This is a genomic window from Carboxylicivirga agarovorans, assembly GCF_050589845.1.
Taxonomy (GTDB): Bacteria; Bacteroidota; Bacteroidia; order Bacteroidales; family Marinilabiliaceae; genus Carboxylicivirga; species Carboxylicivirga agarovorans.
The window spans coordinates 16,560-36,232 of the sequence record NZ_JBNGPA010000019.1; the positions used below are offsets into that span (position 1 = coordinate 16,560).

Consider the following 19,673-nt stretch of genomic DNA (forward strand, 5'->3'; position numbering starts at 1 on the left):
AATTAGTTGGTGAAAATTAAATGAAGACATTTGCTGATATTGAAAAAAGGTATGCGTCCTTCCCGAATGCTAAGGTGTTGCTACAACCAATTCCATATGACAGAACCAGTACTTGGGGGAAAGGTGCTGATAATGGTTTTAGAGCTTTTCTGGAAGCTTCTCATAATATGGAATTGTACGACATTGAAACAAACTCTTGTGTCTACAAAGAGGGTATCCATATTTTACCTTCAATTGTAGATGAAGAAACACCAGATAAAATGTTTAACAGCATTTACAAATCGGTGCAATACCAGTTGGGCTTAGAGCGTTTTCTGACATTTTTTGGTGGTGAGCACTCAATAAGCATTGGCATAATAAAGGCTTTTTCTGAGCAATATCCCAATCTGACAGTGCTGCAATTGGATGCGCATGCTGATTTACGACCTCACTATTTGGGTTCTAAATACAATCACGCTTGCGCCATGCATGAAGCTTCCAAAAATACTAACCTGATTCAGGTGGGCATTCGTAGTTTGGATGCTTCTGAATTAAAATACATTAATCGCGGAAAATGCTTTTATGCACAGGATATAGTGGATAATGATGAATGGATGGACAAGGCTATTAAGCAAATGGGCGACAATGTTTACCTATCCATTGATTTAGATGTGTTTGACCCATCTATTATGCCATCAACAGGAACGCCGGAACCTGGTGGTTTACTTTGGTACCCTACATTAAAATTCTTGAAAAAAGTTTTTTCTGAACGTAAGGTACTTGGTTTCGATATGGTTGAATTAGCACCCAATATTAACGACAAAGCACCCGATTTTTTGACAGCAAAACTCTATTACAAACTACTTTCTTATAAATTTAAATACAATGACAAATAAAGGCTCTGTATCCAACTTCATGCTTGAGCACTACAAGCATTTTAATGCCGCCAGTTTGGTGGATGCTGCTGTTGCATATGAAGCGCAGTTAAATAAAGGCAATAAAATGCTGGTTTCTTTGGCTGGAGCCATGAGTACAGCTGAACTGGGACGAAGCTTAGCAGAAATGATTCGCCAGGATAAGGTACACATTATATCTTGCACCGGTGCTAATTTGGAAGAAGATGTGATGAACCTGGTAGCACACAATTCATACAAACGTATTCCCAACTATCGTGATTTATCTCCTAATAAGGAATGGGAATTATTGGAAAACGGCTATAACAGGGTTACAGATACCTGCATTCCCGAGGAAGAAGCATTTAGGCGGATTCAAAAACATATTTTTAATATTTGGCGCGATGCTTACGAAACCAATCAGCGTTTCTATCCTCATGAATATTTGTATCAACTTCTGCTTTCGGGCGACTTGGAGAAATATTATGAGATTGACCCGGTTAATAGCTGGATGCTGGCTGCAGCCGAAAAAAACATACCTATTGTTGTTCCCGGCTGGGAAGATTCTACTCTGGGAAACATTTTTGCCTCATATTGTATTAAAGGTCAGTTGGATCCTAAAGTGGCTAAAAGTGGTATCGAATACATGACATACCTTGCATCTTGGTATGAAAATAATACTAAAAATAATGGTATTGGCTTTTTTCAGATTGGAGGGGGTATTGCCGGGGATTTCCCAATTTGTGTAGTGCCAATGCTTGCCCAGGATTTGAACCAATCAAAGACTAAGTTTTGGTCGTATTTTTGCCAAATTTCAGATTCAACAACAAGTTACGGATCTTATTCAGGAGCTGTACCTAATGAAAAAATAACCTGGGGTAAGTTAAATGTAAGTACCCCAAAGTTTATTATTGAATCAGATGCTTCAATAGTGGCACCTTTAGTCTTTGCCTACCTGTTAAATTGGTAATGTATTAAAAAGATGAAAATGATTATTAGTAAGCCAAAGGTAATTATGGACTACCACAAATTACCAATAGTATTAAAGGAACAGTTAAAACTTGTTTATCCCGATGGATTTCATGAATATTTAATTTGGTTTAATGATAATATTGGTCAACGTATTTCAGCACTTAGGTTTGAAACAGACGAAAGAGTGTATCTGTTACGAATGTCTGTTGACATGGCACTTGAAATTATGGATGAAGATGACGATTTTGACAGTGATTATAATTTAAAACCGAAAGTTCAGGAGACATATGCCTCAAAACATGGCGAAGTTGAATACCTGTCGGAGAACGAAAACTATTCAGAAACCTAATTGTTTTTTAATTATGCTTTTAATTATTGATAACCAAAGTGCTTTTATTAAAAAATTTAAGCGCCAATACCTGGCCGAGCAGGATTTTGATTATGTATTCTTCGACCATAACCAGCCCATTACCTTGTCGGCTAAAACAAAAATAAAAGGAATTATTTTGTCAGGAGGTAAAGGTAACCCTTACGAACCACTCAATCTTACCTCCAACTTTGTGGCAATGCAAAATTTTAACGTTCCCGTTTTAGGTTTTTGCCTGGGGCATGAGATTATTGCTGTAGCGTATCGTGGGCGTATTAAAAAAATGCCCGACTATCATGGTAAAAAGGAACTAATAGAAATTACAAAACCAGAAGACCCCATTTTTGAAGGACTTAACAAAAGTGAGGTGTTCCTGGTTAAGCGTCATTCCTTTTTTGTGTCAGAATTACCTGATACCTTTGAAAGTCTGGCGACTTCCGAAACCTGCAGCACCGAAATTATCCGACATAAGTCAAAACCTATTTACGGATTCCAGTCGCATCCTGAGGTATCGGGTGAAGAGGGAATGCTAATGGTGCGTAACTTTCTAAAAATGTGTGGAATCTTAAATGAGTAATCAGATATGGCCCGTTTTCTAAAAAGTAAAAAGGAATTTATTGGTTTATCACCTGATAGTATTCAATTTAGAGGGGAGAAAAAAATCGAAACGGTTTCGATTCAACTGTATAACTATGATGGCATCTCTCTTACCGAAGATAATTTTGAGGAAGTCGAAAAGCTGTCAACTCTTATAACTAAAGGAAATTCCTGGATTAATGTATATGGTCTGCATGATACAATTGTTATGAAAAAAATTTCAGAGATATTGGAAATAGAACCAATTGTTATTTCTGAAATATTAAACACTCATAGCCGACCACGCGTGGTAGAATACGACAACTGCTTATTTGTTTCCGTTAAATTAATTAGGCTACTCAATGAAGAAGATTTGAATATCACTACAGAGAATATCGTTTTTATATTGAAAGATAAGCAGTTAATAACTTTTCAGGAACGCATTGGTGATGTCTTTAATCCGGTGAGGGAACGAATGAAGAATCCAAAAAAGAAAATCCGACAGATGGGTTCTGATTATTTGTTGTTTGCTTTGTTAGATGTCATTATTGATAATTATAGCTACGTTATTAGTCGTTTTGGAGAGTTAGTGGAAACATTGGATGAAAAGATTCTTGGTGTAGTTGATAATTCTATGTTGGCCGATATTAACCGTTATAAGATTGAGCTGATTTATTTACACAAGTCGATCGTTCCATGTAAAGAAATGATTCTTAATCTGATAAAGTCTGAATCCGAATACATTGAGGAGGAAAAAGAGTTTTTCTTCCGCGAGTTACAAAATAATATTCAACAAACTATTGACTCGTTAAATAATTACAAGGAGATATTAACCGGTCAGTTAAGTATTTATCACACGCAAGTAAGTAGTCGATTAAATGATATAATGCGAGTCTTAACCATCTTCTCTGTTGTTTTTATTCCCTTAACATTTATTGCTGGTATCTATGGAACCAATTTTGAGTTTATTCCTGAGTTGGGCTATAAATATAGTTATCCGGCGATGATTTTTGTGATGGTACTTATTGCAGGAGGGATGCTGGCTTATTTCAAACGAAAAAAGTGGTTCTAATTATTTAAACAATACAATAATAAACACCAGCACAATAATACAATGAAGAAAAAAGGGTTTGGAACAGCACCGGTTTTTTTAACCGCCATATCAACAATACTGGGAGCTATTCTGTTTCTTCGTTTCGGCATGGCCGTAGGTAATCTCGGTTTTTTTGGAACACTTGCTATCATATTATTAGGGCATTTAATAACCATTCCAACCGCCTTGGCCATTTCCGAGATTGCTACCAATACAAGAGTTGAAGGTGGTGGAGAATATTTTATCATTTCGCGTTCTTTTGGATTAAACATTGGTGCTACTATTGGTATTGCCCTATATTTTTCACAAGCCATTAGTGTCGCTTTTTATGTCATTGCCTTTACCGAAGCTTTTGAGCCTTTTTTTAGCTGGATAAAAAACAGTTATGATATTGCATTACCTCGACAGGTTATCAGCATACCAGCACTTTTGCTGTTGGGAGTTCTCATTCTTAAAAAGGGGGCCGACATAGGAGTGAAAACTTTATATATTGTTGTTGCAGTGTTATTTATTTCTTTGGCACTTTTTTTTGCAGGCGAACCATCTATCGTGGAGGCTGGCAGTGGAACTAATTTTGTGTTCAGTAACCAAGATCAATTCTTCGTTTGGTTCGCCATCTGTTTCCCGGCTTTTACCGGGATGACTGCCGGCGTAGGTTTAAGTGGTGATTTAAAAAATCCAAAGAAGTCAATTCCTAGAGGAACATTATTAGGCACCATCATTGGCATGCTCATCTATATTGCCATCATTTATAAGTTCTCCATTTCCTTGTCGTCCGAAGAGATGAGTTCAAACCAGTTGTCGATGGCTAATGTGGCCTTATTAGGAGGCTTGATTATTCCACTGGGTTTAGGAGCTTCTACTATTTCGTCGGCGATTGGTTCTGTTTTAGTAGCACCGCGCACATTGCAGGCGTTGTCAGTTGACCGTTGTCTGCCAGCCAATAAACTGAACAAATGGCTGGCCAGAGGCAAAGGTGATACCAGCGAGCCCTATAACGCCACCTTTGTGACCATGAGCATTGCTTTCTTTTTTGTTCTCTTAGGTGAAGTTGATTTTGTAGCACAAATCATATCCATGTTTTTTATGATTACCTATGGTTCCTTGTGTCTCATATCATTTCTTAATCACTTTGGCGCTTCGCCATCCTATCGGCCTCAGTTTAAATCCCATTGGCTGATTTCTTTAGGTGGGTTTGTATTGTCCCTATGGATAATGTTTAAAATCAGTGCTTTGTTTGCATTGCTGGCGTGTATTGTTATTATAATGACTTATTTGTATCTGAATTCGGTACATAAAGAAAGAGGCGGATTACAGAATATCTTTTCAGGAGCATTGTTTCAATTGAGTCGACGAATACAGTTGTATCTGCAAAAAAATAAAAACAAATCAGCTGACGCTGAAGAGTGGCGACCATCAGTCATTTGTATTTCAACCAATTCTTTTGCGCGCAGTAAGGTGTTCGATTTATTAAAATGGATTTCATACAAGCATGGTTTTGGCACCTATTTCCATTTTTTAAAAGGCTATTACTCAAAAGCCACAAACGAAGAAGCTAAAACGATTGTGAAGCAATTAATTGAAGACCAAAGCGACAACAAAAGCTCGCTTTACCTCGATTGTATGATATCGCCATCTTATACAAGTGCTATTGCGCAAGCTATCCAGAGCCCCAGCATTAGTGGTATGGAAAACAATATGGTGGTATTTGATTACAAACGTAAAGATAGTGAAGCCATTAGTGATATCCTTGATAATATTAGCTTAACACATGCTGGCAACCTCGATATCTGTGTGTTTTCCGATTCCGATACTAATACACATTTCAAGAATGGTATCCATATATGGATTAAACCAACCGATGTGCTAAATGCAAACCTGATGATTTTGTTGGGCTTTATCATTATGTCACATCCCGACTGGAGGAAGAGTTATGTCAAGATTTATAGTGTATGTAAAAAAAATGAGGTTGAATTGACTCGACAGCAAATCAAAACATTGGTACAAAATGGCCGATTACCCATTACCATGTCTAATATAGAAATTTTGCCGTCAAATGAGGATGTGTCGGTGAAAAAGATGATACATGAGCATTCGATGCGGGCAGGATTAACCATTATCGGTTTTATGGAAGAACAAACCAAGCACAGTGGTAGCGAAGTTTTTACTGGTTACGAGGATTTGGGAGATATTCTTTTTGTCACAGCTTCAAGCAAACAAGCAATTGAATAATGGTCGTAAACCTACGAGATTCTCTTAGGTTTACTCATATATTTTACTATAAGCTAAGTATTCAGCTTAGATAAAAAATCCGTTTTTTTACTCTGTTTTTCACTTTCCTAACCTCTTACATTTACATCATCAATAAAACGATTAGATGTAATGAAAGATGAAAAAATTGGACATCAACAAAAAAACTGACGAAGCCTTAATTAAAGACTTAAAGCATGGCAACAGCGCTGCCTATGAGCAATTGTATAGCCGTTATTATTTAAAGGTGTTTAATAAATGTTATTCATTTGTCCACAATACAGATGATGCTTTTGATTTGTGCCAGGATGTTTTTATGAAAACCTTTGCGGCATTAAGCTCTTTTAAAGGTCATTCAAAGTTTTCAACCTGGTTGTATACTATCACATACAACCATTGTGTTACTTCTCTGAAGAAAGATAAACAGGTGCAATATGAATCGTTGGAAGAGAAATCTGTTTGGGGTGTTGAAATGAGTATACTCGAAGATAATGAAGACCAATGGGCACTTGAAAACAAGGAGCAGGAGTTACTGAAAATTTTGAATGGAATTCCTTATCAGGATAAAAAAATACTGGAACTAAAATACTTATCTAACTTTTCAGTAAAAGAGATTCAATCTGAATTAAACCTATCTAAAAGTGCTGTTAAAATGAGGCTTATGCGAGCCCGTCAAAAAGTAGGTAAATCCTACGAAAGTGCAAATAAAGTTGATATTCTATAAAAATTAAAACTGTAGTTATGAGTAAAAATTATGTATTGGTATGCGATATCTGCCACATTAGTAGCAAAGCTCTTTTTTCTGCATTTGATTTAGCGAATAGGGATGCTGCCAAATTAACTGTTATGATAATTTACAATAAAACATCGTTGTATTTTGGTGATTATGGTAGTATGTCTTCCCCATTGTACGTTTTAGAAAAAGATTTGCTGGAATTATTTAAGCAACGCTATAAATATTTATCCAGTAATGATGCTCAGTCTAATGATATCAACAATAAAGTTGAAATCCGATTTGTTAATAATGAAGCATCTTTAAAGCCATATATTGATACTTATAGCAATTGGGTTTTTGAGCATAAAAGTTTGGCAACAAGACTTAACCCTGGCGGTTTACTCAATAAGCTAAACACGAAAAAGCGTTCGGTTCAAGTTGTTGCGAAAAACGGAAAGCTAATAGACTTGCATCATGCATCGTTCTTTAATTTTAGTTTTATTCAGAATAATCGCTTGTTTTGGGACAATAGCCCCCTTGAACTGGGAATGCTCTAGGATTCATATCTATAAACTGAAATAAGGTATTATAATCAAGTCTGTTCTCTTTTAAGACCGGGGATTTAAACGATTCCCGGCTTAGTTATAATAAGCCTTTCGAAATGGCATACTTCACAAGGCCAACATTATTTTTTATCTCAAGTTTTTCTAATAGATTGCGTCTGTGTGTATCAACTGTTCGTGTGCTTATAAATAGTTTATCTGCTATTTCCTGATTGCTATACTCTTGGCTAATTAATTTGAGTATCTCAATTTCACGTTTTGATAATGGAATATCCGATTTTTTTTTCTTTGTGGTCTTATTCTTCTGTATTTGTTCCATTAAGCTGATTGACACCTCTTTACTAAAATAGCTATCGCCATTGGAAACACATCGAATGGCTGTTAACAATTCGTCTTTACCCGCACTTTTAATTATATACCCTTTTGCACCCGATTCCAGTGCTTGAAGTATAAAATCGGGGATACTGAGCATCGATAAAATCAAAATATTAACCTCAGGCTTCTGTTCTATAAGTTGCTCAGTTACCTCAATACCATTAGGACTTCCCATATCAATATCCAATATAATGACATCGAAAGATTGTTGTTCAGCTATGCTTAAAACCTCTGAACCACTGGAGGCTTCCATGATGCTATTGATTTCTTTTTCTTTAATCAACAATTCCTTAATACCTTCTCTGAAAATTTTATGGTCGTCGGCAAGTAGTATATTTATTTTCTTCATTATTGTTTAATTAAGCGGTATCTCAATGCTGGCCACAGTTCCTTTTTCAGGCACACTATCGAGCGAAAAAACACCATTTAATAATTTAGTGCGTGTTTCTATATTGGTGAGACCAATACCGTGATTTGCATCTTTAACTTCTTTGCTAAAGCCTACACCATCATCTTCTACCATTAAGATGATACTTTCTTTATGTCGAATAATTTGTATTAAAATCTGCTTAGCTCTGGCATGTCTGATTGCGTTATACAGCAGCTCTTGACCGCAGCGATACAGGTTAAGTTCAAGTTCATTGTCAAAACGAACATCAACATCCATGTTTGAATAAAATTCTATATTTACACGCTTTGAATGGTTGAGCTTATAAGCCAAACTATTGAAGGCTGAGTATAGACCAAATTCATCCAGAGTACGAGGCACAAGTCGATGAGATAAGGCACGTAAATCGGATGTAACACTATCAACCGTTTCACTAATGCTCTCAATCAACTCGGGGTGTTGCATAACGGTATTATCATGTATTTTTTCAATAACAGCATCCAGGTTTAACCGAATGAATGACATCAACGGGCCAATGCTGTCATGAATCTCACGCCCAAGTCGACGTCGCTCGTTTTCCTGTCCTTCGAGGATGGCACTTAAGGAATCGGCTTCAATCGTTTCAGTAGGTTTATAAAGTACCAGTACTTCATAAGCATTAATAATGCATTTAAAAATATGCAGTGTGTGGTCTTCTTTCGTAATAGCAACCTCAAAATGCGTGATATTTTGTTGCCGATGTGCTTCAAGTTCTTGTTGCAAATACTGCATGTGCGAGTTCTTGAAAAGTTCTTCATCGCATAAACCTAACAGTGCTTCAATCCGACCATTACTGGCGATTACCTGTCCTGCATAATTGATGCACAAAACACCTTCATCAATAGAATCTAGTAAGCTTTGAATGCTCTGAGTCTTCATGGCATGAAGTTAGAAATTTTAATAAAATTACGTCAATTGAAAGTGACCTCTTTTAAATAATGAGTCTAAAAAATAAATAGTAGTCGACAGGCTTGAAGAAGCATTGCTTTTATTAAGAAAAGGTTTAGGTTAATTGTTATTATTTTTTGCTATGTCAAAAACATTAAAACGTGAGTTTGCACAGAAGAAAATTGTTAAGATGCCTAGAAAAGATAAAGGTTCTAAAACAAATGTGCGCTTTCATTTTTTAAGAGAGGCCGAAAGAGAATAGGTTGCATAACTTATTTGCTGGGAGCCATTGTGGATAAATTGCTCATCTTAGCTGGTAGTTAATCGGATAAACTGCCAGCTTTTTTATGCCTTATTGAAAAATGGTTTGGTGTATTTGCTAATGGCCTTGTCTTCAGTATATATGACAATAGGAAGGTGATGATGCACGACTAACATTTCTACTAGTTCTTTATTAGTATCATTAATAATGATATGACTAAAAGCATACTCTATAAATAAACTTGCCAGGCTAACGGCACTTTGAGCTATGGTAACGATAATTTCAAAAGATAATGATTGTGATTTGAATATATTATTAACGGTTTCGATTAAACGAAGCTTATGTTTTATCCCATTCAAACCATATTGCTCATTGGTTTTGTGGCTGTTACTAATGATACATAGTTTGGCATTTGTTTTTTTAGCATAACAACCGGCATACTCAAGCAGTGCTGTATTATCTTTCGAAGAATTAAGTAAGACGGCTATTTTTTGTGACGGCATAAATCAAATGTTTGTTTCTAATTAGACTAAAATCCCTCTCAATGGTCACAACCATCATGTGAGTTTTAGCTACGAAACAGGAGCCTTTTAACAACGCTGATCCAAAGCGGACTTAGCAAGAGTGTAAGGCTAATGGTGCTAATAATAATCTGATAGGCATAGTCGTGAATGATACCCGACTGATAACCAATTAGACCTAAGATAAAACTAAATTCACCAATCTGAGAAAGCATGGCACCGGCATAGATGCTTGTTTTCCAATTCTCTGAAAAGGGTTTCATCACCAAAGCATTAATACCACTATTAACAATAAGAACCAATGTCACTAAAATACCAATGGTGAGTAAATTGTTATGTATAAACTGAAGGTCAATGAGCATACCAATGGAGACAAAAAACAGGGCCACAAAAAACACTTTAAAAGCAGACAAACTATCGTGCACCCATTGGGTTGATTTGGCAGATGATAAAACAATGCCGCCAACAAATGCACCCAAGGCAGCCGATAACTCCAGGTAAGCAGTAAACAATGCAAAACCGAAACAAAGTGTAAAAGCTACGAATACCTGCATTTCGTGATCTTTTGCAATGGTCTTTCTAAAAGGCAGCCTGATTTCTTTATTCTTTAGAATATAAATGATGATGCTAATGATTATAATGCCACCAGTAATCTGTTTAATTGATTCAATTGATGTGGGTTGCTTACCTCCTAAATAACCAAGAATAATTAACATTGGAACAATCAAAATATCTTGCGCCAATAGAATGCCTAAAACATTCTGACCAAGTTTTGTTTGCAACTGATCCTGTTCTTGCAAAAGTTTAAGAATAACAGCCGTACTGCTTAGACTGATCACAAAACCAATCATTATAATCTGGTTCATTTTCCAGTTAAGATAGCTTCCTAATGCCCATATGATAGCTATACTAATAATTACCTGTAATGCTGTTCCAAGTATCGACACCCGCCAGCTAGCGATTAAATTTGGCAAGTGAATCTCCATACCGATAAAGAATAATAATAAAACCAAACCCAGGGAACCAAGATTGGTTATTAAAATCTCATCAGTTATAACACCAAACCCTAAGGGGCCAACCATCACCCCAACAACCATATAGGTTACTATGGAAGGCTGCTTAATCAAACGTAGCACAAAACCAACAATGATAATGATAGCCGATAAAAGCACAAATTTGGATACGACAGGGTCAATATTAGCAGATAATAAAAACATATACTTAAGCAATTAAACATCATTAAGGTATGAAATTCTGGATTAAGCACAATATGTATGTTCAGTTTTCAGAGATTGACTGACAGATAAATTCCTGTTAATCGGCTTAAATATCTTTATGGCTTTTTAGGCTAATATCAAGAAGCGTATACGATAATGGCATCATCGATGTGACCAACGGGAATTGTCATGGTCTAATAGGTATTATTAAAACTTTAAACTTGAATAAAATGAAAAAACTAATCGTACTTCTTCCGTTGCTTTTTACTCTTTGTGTGGTTTTTGGACAGGGTATTAATGTGCCTGATAACATTTTAGACGCTTTTGAAGCCAAATACCCTGATGCTGGTAAAGTGGTTTGGAAATTGAAGAATGATACCTATCAGGCTCAATTTACATATGAAACAAAGCGACTTGCCTATTTCTCAAAAGCAGGAAAATGGTTAAAAACCGCAACAATGGTTGATGAAATAGACTTACCTGATGCTGCAATGGAGTATATCATGGATCATTATGAAGATGCAGAAGTTTCACAGGTACAGTATGTTATAGATAATAAGAAACAAAGTTATTATTTGACAATATTGAAACTCGGTGATAATAAAATCAAATTGAAGTTTGATGATGATGGTAAAGTGATTGTATAAGTTGTAAATAGAATTTGGGCATGAATGTAATCAATAAAACTCCTGGTTGAGTATTCAACCAGGAGTTTTTATTTTATAATGCATCAATTATTTGCTAAACTATTTTCTGTTCAATAAGATCCCCACTAAGTTCTGTGTTATCAAATGTAGATAGATAATATCACATTGGTATTTTGAATAGATACAAAATAGTTAAATAGCTGATTAAATTTGTTTAATATTGCTTAAATATAAGTGCACCATATAAGTGTACTACATAATTCTGATCGTCAAAAAGTCCCACAAAATCCACGTTTGGATATATAACTGGCTAAATTAACACAGATGACAATCCATTCAGAAATTGTTAAATTATTATTTACACTTTTTACAACTTTTCATCTAGTTCTTTTGATGATAGAATTAGTCACTCATAAGAAGAAAAAGCATTGCAAATACCCTCTGTTTTTTCTAAAATTGTTAAAACCTTAAAAGTTGGTGAGAATTGCCACATAAAGCTTTAATAGCAATGATTCTAGTAAAAAACACGGATTTCCATTCTTTACGCAATATTTACAACGCAAACGCTGTAAGGGATTGCTAATCAGAGTTTAGAAAATTCTGTATCGGTAAGTGATGTTAAGTAAATGATAATCAGAGGGTAAAGAGGTGTTTGTTTAGTTTGTGAAATTGTTAATCAATAGAATGAAAGGGGGTTGTGTAGTTTGATGATGTTTTCTTAGGGAATATTTTTAAACTGATTCATTAGATTAGTTTTCAGAACCACCGCTTAGGGAGGCTAATTTCTCTTCCATAATCCGCATTGCCTTTGACAGTCATATAAACTCGTCTTAAAAAATAGTTTCACGTTTGACATTATAAGAAACAGTTATGAAAATCGGTTATGCATGGTTACCTATCAGAAATCAGTTTGATGGATAAGACAGTAAAGTATCGCTAAATCACTTTTTTATAAATTGGATAATATACTTTATTTGCAACTTTGCTTCTCAACATACTCTTTAGGGGAAACTCCATAGTAGCCTTTAAAGCTTGTTGAAAAGTGAGAAAGACTCGAATAGCCAACTGCATAAGCAACTTCGCTGATATTCATTTTTTTATTGACCAGTATGTAGGCTGCTTGTTTCATGCGAATGTTTTTGATTAAGTCACGTGCCGATTGATTGGTGAGTTCTTTCAGTTTGCGGTGCATATGAACACGGCTAATGCCAACACCATCAGCCAACATTTCCACATTCAATTCGGTATTCGACAGATTATCTTTGATTATTGACATTACTTTTTGCAGCATCAATTCATCGTGCGATTTTATCTCAATAGGTTCCACACTATATTTTTCAGCAGTGTTTTCGAGTTTAGCAGCTACTTTTCGCCTGTTTTCAAGAAGGTTAGAAATCGATTTGTGCAAAAAAGAAGTGTTAAAGGGCTTAACCAAATACATATCTGCACCTGTTTCAATTCCTTCTGCCTTGTCTTCTTCTTTTGATAGTGCCGTTAGTAAGATGAGAGGAATGTGACTGGTTTCTATATTGTTTTTAACACGTTTGCAAAATGTAATTCCATCCATCACTGGCATCATTATGTCGCTAATGATTATGTCAGGTTGGTCATTCATCACTTCAGCCAATGCCAATTGTCCATTCTCATATGCACTTACCTTATATTTGGCGGATAATTCATCAATGAGATAATTACGAATTTCCAGTTCATCTTCAACAATCATAATGCGAATGTTAGTATTGGCTGGTTTATCGATTTTTTTCTTTTCAATAAAATCTGGCTTACCTCTTTGAATGCTAACTGGCGCAGGTAATCTGTTTGCATCAATTACCAAATCATTAACAGGCAGGTGTTTATTGCCTAATGGTAACTGAATAACAAATTTAGAACCCGGACCTTCATAAGCATTTTCTGCATATAGGTAACCTTTGTGCAGTTCTACTAGTGAACGGGAAAGATGCAGGCCAATTCCGGTACCTGTTTTATTGCGTGTTTCAGAAGATTCTACCTGGTAAAAGCGTTCGAAAATGCGTTCAAGATCAGCCTTTTTTATACCAATACCATTATCAGTTACTGTAATTTCAACCCATTTGTTAGCCGCTGATTCTTTGTCAATCAGATACATTTTAACATCAATTTTACCTCCTTGCGGCGTAAACTTAAAGGCATTGGATAATAGGTTTATGACCACCTTCTCAAAATTAAGAGGGTCAATCCATACCTCAAGGTCTTTGTTTGTCGTTTCAAAGTTAAACTCAATATTCCGACTCGAAGCCATGTATTGATATGAAGAGGCAACTTCATTAATTAACTCATAAAGGTTGGTTTTTTGATACTTAACTAACATTTGGCCTTTATCAATTTTGCGAATATCGAGTAATTGGTTAATTAGTCGAAAAATGCGGTTAGAGTTTTGCTGCATTATGCTATACAGGCGTTTGGTTTCGGCATCAACCTTCAGTGATAGTAACTTATCAAGTGGATCAATAATTAAGCTTAATGGCGTACGAATCTCGTGCGAAATATTAATGAAGAATTGCATTTTCTTTTCATTGAGCTTTTCTACCTCTATGCGCCTGAACTTCTCTTTATACATTTGCACCACAATGTAAACAAGCACAACCGATAGGATGAACCAAAGTGTTTTGGCCCACACTGTTTTGTACCAAGGTGGATGAATGATAATGGTTAATTCGCGAGGTTCTGAGAACTTATCCTTATCAATTCCTCGCACTTTAAAAATATATGTTCCGTGTGGTAAGTTGGTATATGTAGCCGTTCGGTTTGATGGTAAACTTTGATTCCAACCATTATCAAAGCCTTCTATTTTATATTCGTAACTAATTCGTGATTGATTGGCCAATTGCTTTGAAGTGAAGTTAATAGAAAACACATTGTCGCGTTCAACTAGATGTATCGTATCTGCTAGAACGATTGGTTTATTAAGTATCTGGTGCTTACCTGAGGCATCGCCCAATTTTATTTCTTGATTAAACTTAGAAAAATTTGTTAACATGACTTCTGGCGCATTACGCGAGAAACTATTGTAATCCTTTCTTATTTCAGTTATCCCGTTTATTCCGCCAAATAAAATCCTATTATCGGCAGTTTTATAAACAGCGTTTCGCGAAAATTCGTTCGACTGCAATCCATCAGATGCATAGTAGTTGGTGAATACATTGTTAACAGGGTTGTAACGACTCAAACCTTCATGAGTACTCAACCATATCTGATGAAATTCATCTTCTTCAATGGCACAAATAACTTCGCTAGCCAAGCCATTGTGTTCATCTAAAGTTGTAAAAGTCTTAGTGGCCGTATCTATTCTCACTAATCCTTCATAGGTCCCAACCCACATGTTGCCCCAGTAATCTGTTCTAATACAATACACGACATTGCTCGGCATATGACCACTGTCGATGTCGTAAATTGTAATCTCTTGCTTTTTTGTGTTGATGTGCCACAAGCCATCAAATGAGCCAATCCAGAAGTTACGTTGTTCATCGATATATACATCATTAACCCATTTGGGAATTAAGTTGTTAATCGAATCAGGTAGAGGAAGTTTATTAAATTGCTCTGAAATAGGGTCAAATTGAATAACACCAGCGCCGTAGGTTGACAACCAATAATTATTGTTAGCGCCGTTTTTAATACTCGTAATAATATCAGCAGGTAAGCTATTGGGGTTGTCTGGATTGTGCCTGTAATGTTTGGCCGCACCACTTTTCTTGTGGTAACGAATTAGTCCGTTAGAGTAGGTACCTATCCATAAATAATCAGCATCCGAATTGTTAAAGCTGAAAACACTATTTCCTTTTTTATTTACTGCTTGGTCCTTTAAAGGAATATGCTCCACACTCTTTTCTTCTTTATTGTATCTGTACAATCCATCGCCATCAGTACCAATCCAGATTATATTTTTATCGCCCGATATAGCGGTAATTGAGCTAGAGCCAATGCTGTTTTCACCAAAAGCCTTATAGCCATAGTTGTTAAATAGTTCTTGGGATTCTGGAAAAAGAAACAAACCTTTTTGGAAAATTCCCACCCAAATATTTCTCATTCGGTCTTCAATGATAGAATGAATTTTACTTTTCGAAAAATCAAATGAAGAACTCGGTGGTGAATAATCTTCTAATTGCTTTGTACTTGTATTAAGCCGCTTAAGACCTGAACCATCTGTTCCTATCCATAAACGGTTTTTTGAGTCTAAAAATAAATCTTTGACAGGTAATGCTGCTTCGCCCTTTTTTTGAGGTTGAATTTGGATAACCGACGAATCAGCTTTGTTTATCATGCACAGCCCACTTTTTAAACTTCCCAAATAAATATGGCCGTTGTTATCTTCACATATTGTTGCAATATCATTAAATGGCAGCTGAATGGTGCTACCTGAGCTATAAGAATAGTTTTTAATTTCTCCGCTATGCGGATTGTAAATATCTACGCCTTCACTATCCGAACCTAACCAAAGTAAGCCTTCACTATCTTGAAACAAAGCCCTGATATGAATACTGCAGAATTGCTTGTTCAGTTTCGTTGAGTACCTGGCACGACCGGTGATTTTATCTATTCGAACCAAGCCATAACCAAAGGTTGACACCCAAATATCTCCATTGCTTGACTCGGTCAATCCTGATACAAACGGATGAACTTGTTTGTCGTTAACGTAAACTTTTATCTCCTCAAATGTATCGGTTGAATGACTGTATTTTACCAGTCCATTAATTAATCCAAACCACAATGTACCATCTTTAGATTCTGTAATGGTAGTAATATAATTGGCTTTAAGTTGGTTGCTTTTTTGCGTGAATGTTTTGAAGTGAATGCCATCGAATCGATTTAAACCATCTTCGGTAGCCACCCAAATAAATCCCAACTGGTCTTGATATACTTTATTAATTAAGCTATTTGAAAGGCCTTCGTTATAATCAAAAAAACGCTTGTTCTGGGCGTCTATTTTTAATGAAATACAGAGAAGTGTCGTTAGCAAAAGTGGCTTAATATATTGGAGCATTTCAGACTTGTTTCAGTTATATTTTCGAAAATAGGAAAATTGAGTGAATTGGAGTTGTGAAAAATCTAAAACATTTAACAATAGGATGATATGTTACCACAAATAAAAGATATGTAACGAATATGAAAGCGATGTAACGAGTTTTAAAGTTTGCGTAACGCCTAAAAACAGAGAAAAAATCATTCGCTTATACATTTGTTCAACAAGTTTTAAAGGTCAAAATCCATCTATCTATGTTGAATAAAATACCACTTTCAAAAAGCACTTTTGTAGCCGCATTTTTATTTTTAATACTCTTAGGTTTTTCACAATGTAAAAAGCAAGATGCTTATAAGGATACTTCATTGTCTTTTGAGGAACGCGTCAATGATTTGGTTTCAAGAATGACATTAGAAGAAAAGGTTTCACAACTGAGCTATACTTCCAAAGCCATTCCTCATTTAAATATTCCTGAATACAATTGGTGGAACGAATGCTTACATGGCGTTGGACGAGCTGGAATTTCTACAGTATTCCCACAGGCTATAGGAATGGCTGCAATGTGGAATGACAGCGCTATGTTTAATATTGCCAATGCAGTTTCTGATGAAGCTCGCGCCAAGCATCATGATTTTGTAAGGCAAAACAAGAGAGGTATTTATCAGGGATTAACGTTTTGGACGCCTAACATTAACATCTTCCGTGATCCACGTTGGGGGCGAGGAATGGAAACCTATGGTGAAGATCCATTCTTATCAGGTAAACTTGGTGTATCGTATATAAAAGGTCTACAAGGGAATGATTCCAAATATTACAAATTAATTGCAACTGCCAAACACTTCGCTGTTCACAGTGGCCCCGAGGTTTCTCGCCATAGCTTTGATGTGACTCCATCTTCATACGATTTTATTGAAACGTATGCGCCTCAGTTTAAAATGGCAGTTGATGAAGCTAATGTTTATTCAGTTATGTGTGCGTATAATCGCTACAAAGGTGAACCTTGTTGTGGTAGCGTTGAGCTGTCAAATCTTCTTCGCGATAATTGGGGGTTTGATGGTTACATTGTTTCAGATTGTTGGGCCGTTCGAGATTTCTACGAGCAAAATGCCCACGAGGTAGTGAATACTAAAGCTGAAGCTGCTGCTATTGCCGTTAAAGCCGGAACTGATTTAAATTGTGGAGATTCTTATCCAGCACTTACTGAGGCTGTAAAGTTGGGATACATCACTGAAAAAGAAATAGATGTATCGTTGAAACGCCTTTTATTAGCTCGTATGAAATTGGGTATGTTCGACGATGAAAAGGATGTACCCTTTGCATCTATTCCATATGAGGTGGTAAACTCACACAAACATCAGGAATTGGCACTAAATGCAGCACGTCAGTCAATGGTTTTACTCGAAAACAAGCAACAAACACTTCCGTTTTCAAAAGAAGTAAAAAATGTGGCTGTTATCGGTCCAAATGCCAATGATGTAGATGTTTTGTTAGGGAATTACCACGGATATGCATCTAATCCAATAACACCATTTGCCGGTATTAAAAACAAGTTGCCCAATGCCCAGGTCAATTACGCTGCTGGTTGTCACTTGGCTGAAGGCTTACCGTTATTAACAGCGATTCCTACAGAAGCTTTATTTGCAGATAATGAGCTTAAGACAAATGGATTAAAAGCTGAATATTTTAATAATGACAGTTGTAAAGGTGAGCCTGTTCTGAGTCGAATAGATAAGCAAATTGATTTTAAGTGGTGGAATCAATCGCCGGATAGCAGTGTTGATGTTGATACATTTAGTGTCCGTTGGAGTGGTTTTATAAAAGCGCCTTTAAGTGGAAAATATGCGATTGGAATTGAAGGATTCCCGTTTGTGAAATTAATGGTGAACGGTGAAGAATTGATTAGTTATAAAAACGAACATCATCCACAGAAACAATATGAATTCTTACAGTTTGAGAAAGACAAAACTTACGAAGTATGTGTTGAGTACTTTCAAACGCGAACAGAATATGCCAGTGCGCATCTATTGTGGGAAATGCCAAACAAAAACTTAAAAAAGGAAGCTTTGGAATTAGCTGCTCAATCTGATTTGGTGGTAATGTGCATGGGTTTAAGTCCGTTGCTTGAAGGCGAGGAAATGAAGGTGAAAGTTGATGGCTTTTCCGGTGGCGACCGCGACCATATTCAACTCCCACAAACTCAGAAAGAGCTGATTAAAGCCATTCATGCATTAGGTAAGCCTACTGTATTGGTGCTACTTAACGGAAGCGCTTTAGCATTTAATTGGGAAGCAGAAAATCTGCCAGCCATTATAGAAGCCTGGTACCCTGGACAAGCAGGTGGACAAGCTATCGCCGATGTTATTTTTGGCGATTACAACCCATCAGGACGTTTGCCATTAACTTTTTATAAATCGGTTAATCAGCTGCCATCATTTGATGACTACCGCATGGATAACAGAACCTATCGTTACTTTACAGGTGAGCCACTTTATCCATTTGGCTACGGCTTGAGTTACACAAGTTTCGAATATTCTGAATTGATAATGCAGTCGAGCATCTCAGGTGGCGAAAATCTGGATGTGTCAGTTAAAGTAAGCAATTCAGGCAAGTTTGATAGTGATGAAGTCGTTCAGCTATATGTTTCTCATCCCGATTATGAAGGGAAGAAGGCCATTAGAAGCTTAAAAGGTTTTCAGCGCATTCACCTAAATGCTGGTGAAAGCCAATATGTCAACTTTCAACTATCGCCTAAAGACATTGCCATTCTAAACGATGAGATGAAGTATGAACTCCTTCAAGGGCAAGTAAACATATCTGTTGGCGGGCAGCAGGCAAATGAAAAAGCAATTGAACAAAAGCAATTGGCACAAGGAAATGTACAAGTAAATCTGATAAATAATGAACCTTATTTAATTGAAAACTAATTACT

The 19,673-nt window shown here is 36.2% G+C and carries 15 protein-coding genes; 10 read left to right on the plus strand and 5 right to left on the minus strand.

What is annotated here, in order from left to right; translation table 11 throughout:
- The first annotated feature begins 20 nt into the window (after positions 1-20).
- The 8 genes from speB to ACRD69_RS16980 all read left to right on the plus strand — a co-directional run bounded on the left by speB (position 21) and on the right by ACRD69_RS16980 (position 7,402).
- Positions 21-875, plus strand: a complete 855-nt coding sequence (speB, locus tag ACRD69_RS16945; RefSeq protein ID WP_430816308.1) for an agmatinase — start codon at positions 21-23, stop codon at positions 873-875.
- A complete protein-coding gene (locus ACRD69_RS16950; protein ID WP_430816309.1) occupies positions 865-1,842 on the plus strand; it encodes a deoxyhypusine synthase family protein in 978 nt (325 codons plus the stop codon). Before speB ends, ACRD69_RS16950 begins: the two co-directional genes overlap by 11 nt.
- 18 nt (positions 1,843-1,860) lie before the next feature.
- Entirely contained in the window at positions 1,861-2,193 is a 333-nt protein-coding gene (locus ACRD69_RS16955) for a hypothetical protein (protein WP_430816310.1), read from the plus strand.
- A gap of 13 nt (positions 2,194-2,206) precedes the next feature.
- On the plus strand, positions 2,207-2,788 hold the full coding sequence (locus tag ACRD69_RS16960; RefSeq protein WP_430816311.1) for a glutamine amidotransferase-related protein: 582 nt from the start codon (positions 2,207-2,209) through the stop codon (positions 2,786-2,788).
- A 6-nt stretch (positions 2,789-2,794) separates the two neighbouring features.
- Positions 2,795-3,859, plus strand: a complete 1,065-nt coding sequence (gene corA, locus ACRD69_RS16965) for a magnesium/cobalt transporter CorA (protein WP_430816312.1) — start codon at positions 2,795-2,797, stop codon at positions 3,857-3,859.
- 42 nt (positions 3,860-3,901) lie between these two features.
- A complete protein-coding gene (locus ACRD69_RS16970) occupies positions 3,902-6,112 on the plus strand; it encodes an APC family permease (RefSeq protein ID WP_430816313.1) in 2,211 nt (736 codons plus the stop codon).
- Between the two features lie 157 nt (positions 6,113-6,269).
- Positions 6,270-6,854 carry an RNA polymerase sigma factor gene (locus ACRD69_RS16975; RefSeq protein WP_430816314.1) on the plus strand — a complete coding sequence of 195 codons (585 nt, stop codon included), beginning with the start codon at positions 6,270-6,272 and terminating at the stop codon, positions 6,852-6,854.
- Between the two features lie 17 nt (positions 6,855-6,871).
- Positions 6,872-7,402 (plus strand): hypothetical protein, encoded by a 531-nt coding sequence (locus ACRD69_RS16980; RefSeq protein WP_430816315.1) that lies wholly within the window; start codon positions 6,872-6,874, stop codon positions 7,400-7,402.
- Between the two features lie 85 nt (positions 7,403-7,487).
- On the opposite strand, the gene ACRD69_RS16985 is transcribed toward ACRD69_RS16980, so the two are convergent.
- The 4 genes from ACRD69_RS16985 to ACRD69_RS17000 form a co-directional block, all read right to left on the minus strand.
- The gene (locus ACRD69_RS16985) at positions 7,488-8,132 is read right to left on the minus strand and encodes a response regulator (RefSeq protein WP_430816316.1); all 645 of its coding nucleotides are present in this window, start codon (positions 8,130-8,132) and stop codon (positions 7,488-7,490) included.
- 6 nt (positions 8,133-8,138) lie between these two features.
- Entirely contained in the window at positions 8,139-9,089 is a 951-nt protein-coding gene (locus ACRD69_RS16990; protein WP_430816317.1) for a sensor histidine kinase, read from the minus strand.
- Positions 9,090-9,443: 354 nt separating this feature from the next.
- Entirely contained in the window at positions 9,444-9,863 is a 420-nt protein-coding gene (locus ACRD69_RS16995; RefSeq protein ID WP_430816318.1) for a hypothetical protein, read from the minus strand.
- Positions 9,864-9,928: 65 nt separating this feature from the next.
- Positions 9,929-11,098: a cation:proton antiporter domain-containing protein gene (locus tag ACRD69_RS17000; protein WP_430816319.1), complete on the minus strand. Its 1,170-nt coding sequence runs from the start codon at positions 11,096-11,098 to the stop codon at positions 9,929-9,931.
- Positions 11,099-11,328: 230 nt separating this feature from the next.
- Here ACRD69_RS17000 and ACRD69_RS17005 point away from each other — a divergent pair, with 230 nt between their 5' ends.
- Positions 11,329-11,745 carry a PepSY-like domain-containing protein gene (locus ACRD69_RS17005; RefSeq protein WP_430816320.1) on the plus strand — a complete coding sequence of 139 codons (417 nt, stop codon included), beginning with the start codon at positions 11,329-11,331 and terminating at the stop codon, positions 11,743-11,745.
- Positions 11,746-12,715: 970 nt separating this feature from the next.
- Here the strand turns inward: ACRD69_RS17005 and ACRD69_RS17010 are convergent.
- A complete protein-coding gene (locus ACRD69_RS17010; protein ID WP_430816321.1) occupies positions 12,716-16,765 on the minus strand; it encodes a hybrid sensor histidine kinase/response regulator in 4,050 nt (1,349 codons plus the stop codon).
- A 233-nt stretch (positions 16,766-16,998) separates the two neighbouring features.
- Between ACRD69_RS17010 and ACRD69_RS17015 the strand changes: the two genes are divergently transcribed.
- Positions 16,999-19,668: a glycoside hydrolase family 3 protein gene (locus ACRD69_RS17015; RefSeq protein WP_430816322.1), complete on the plus strand. Its 2,670-nt coding sequence runs from the start codon at positions 16,999-17,001 to the stop codon at positions 19,666-19,668.
- Positions 19,669-19,673 lie beyond the last annotated feature (5 nt).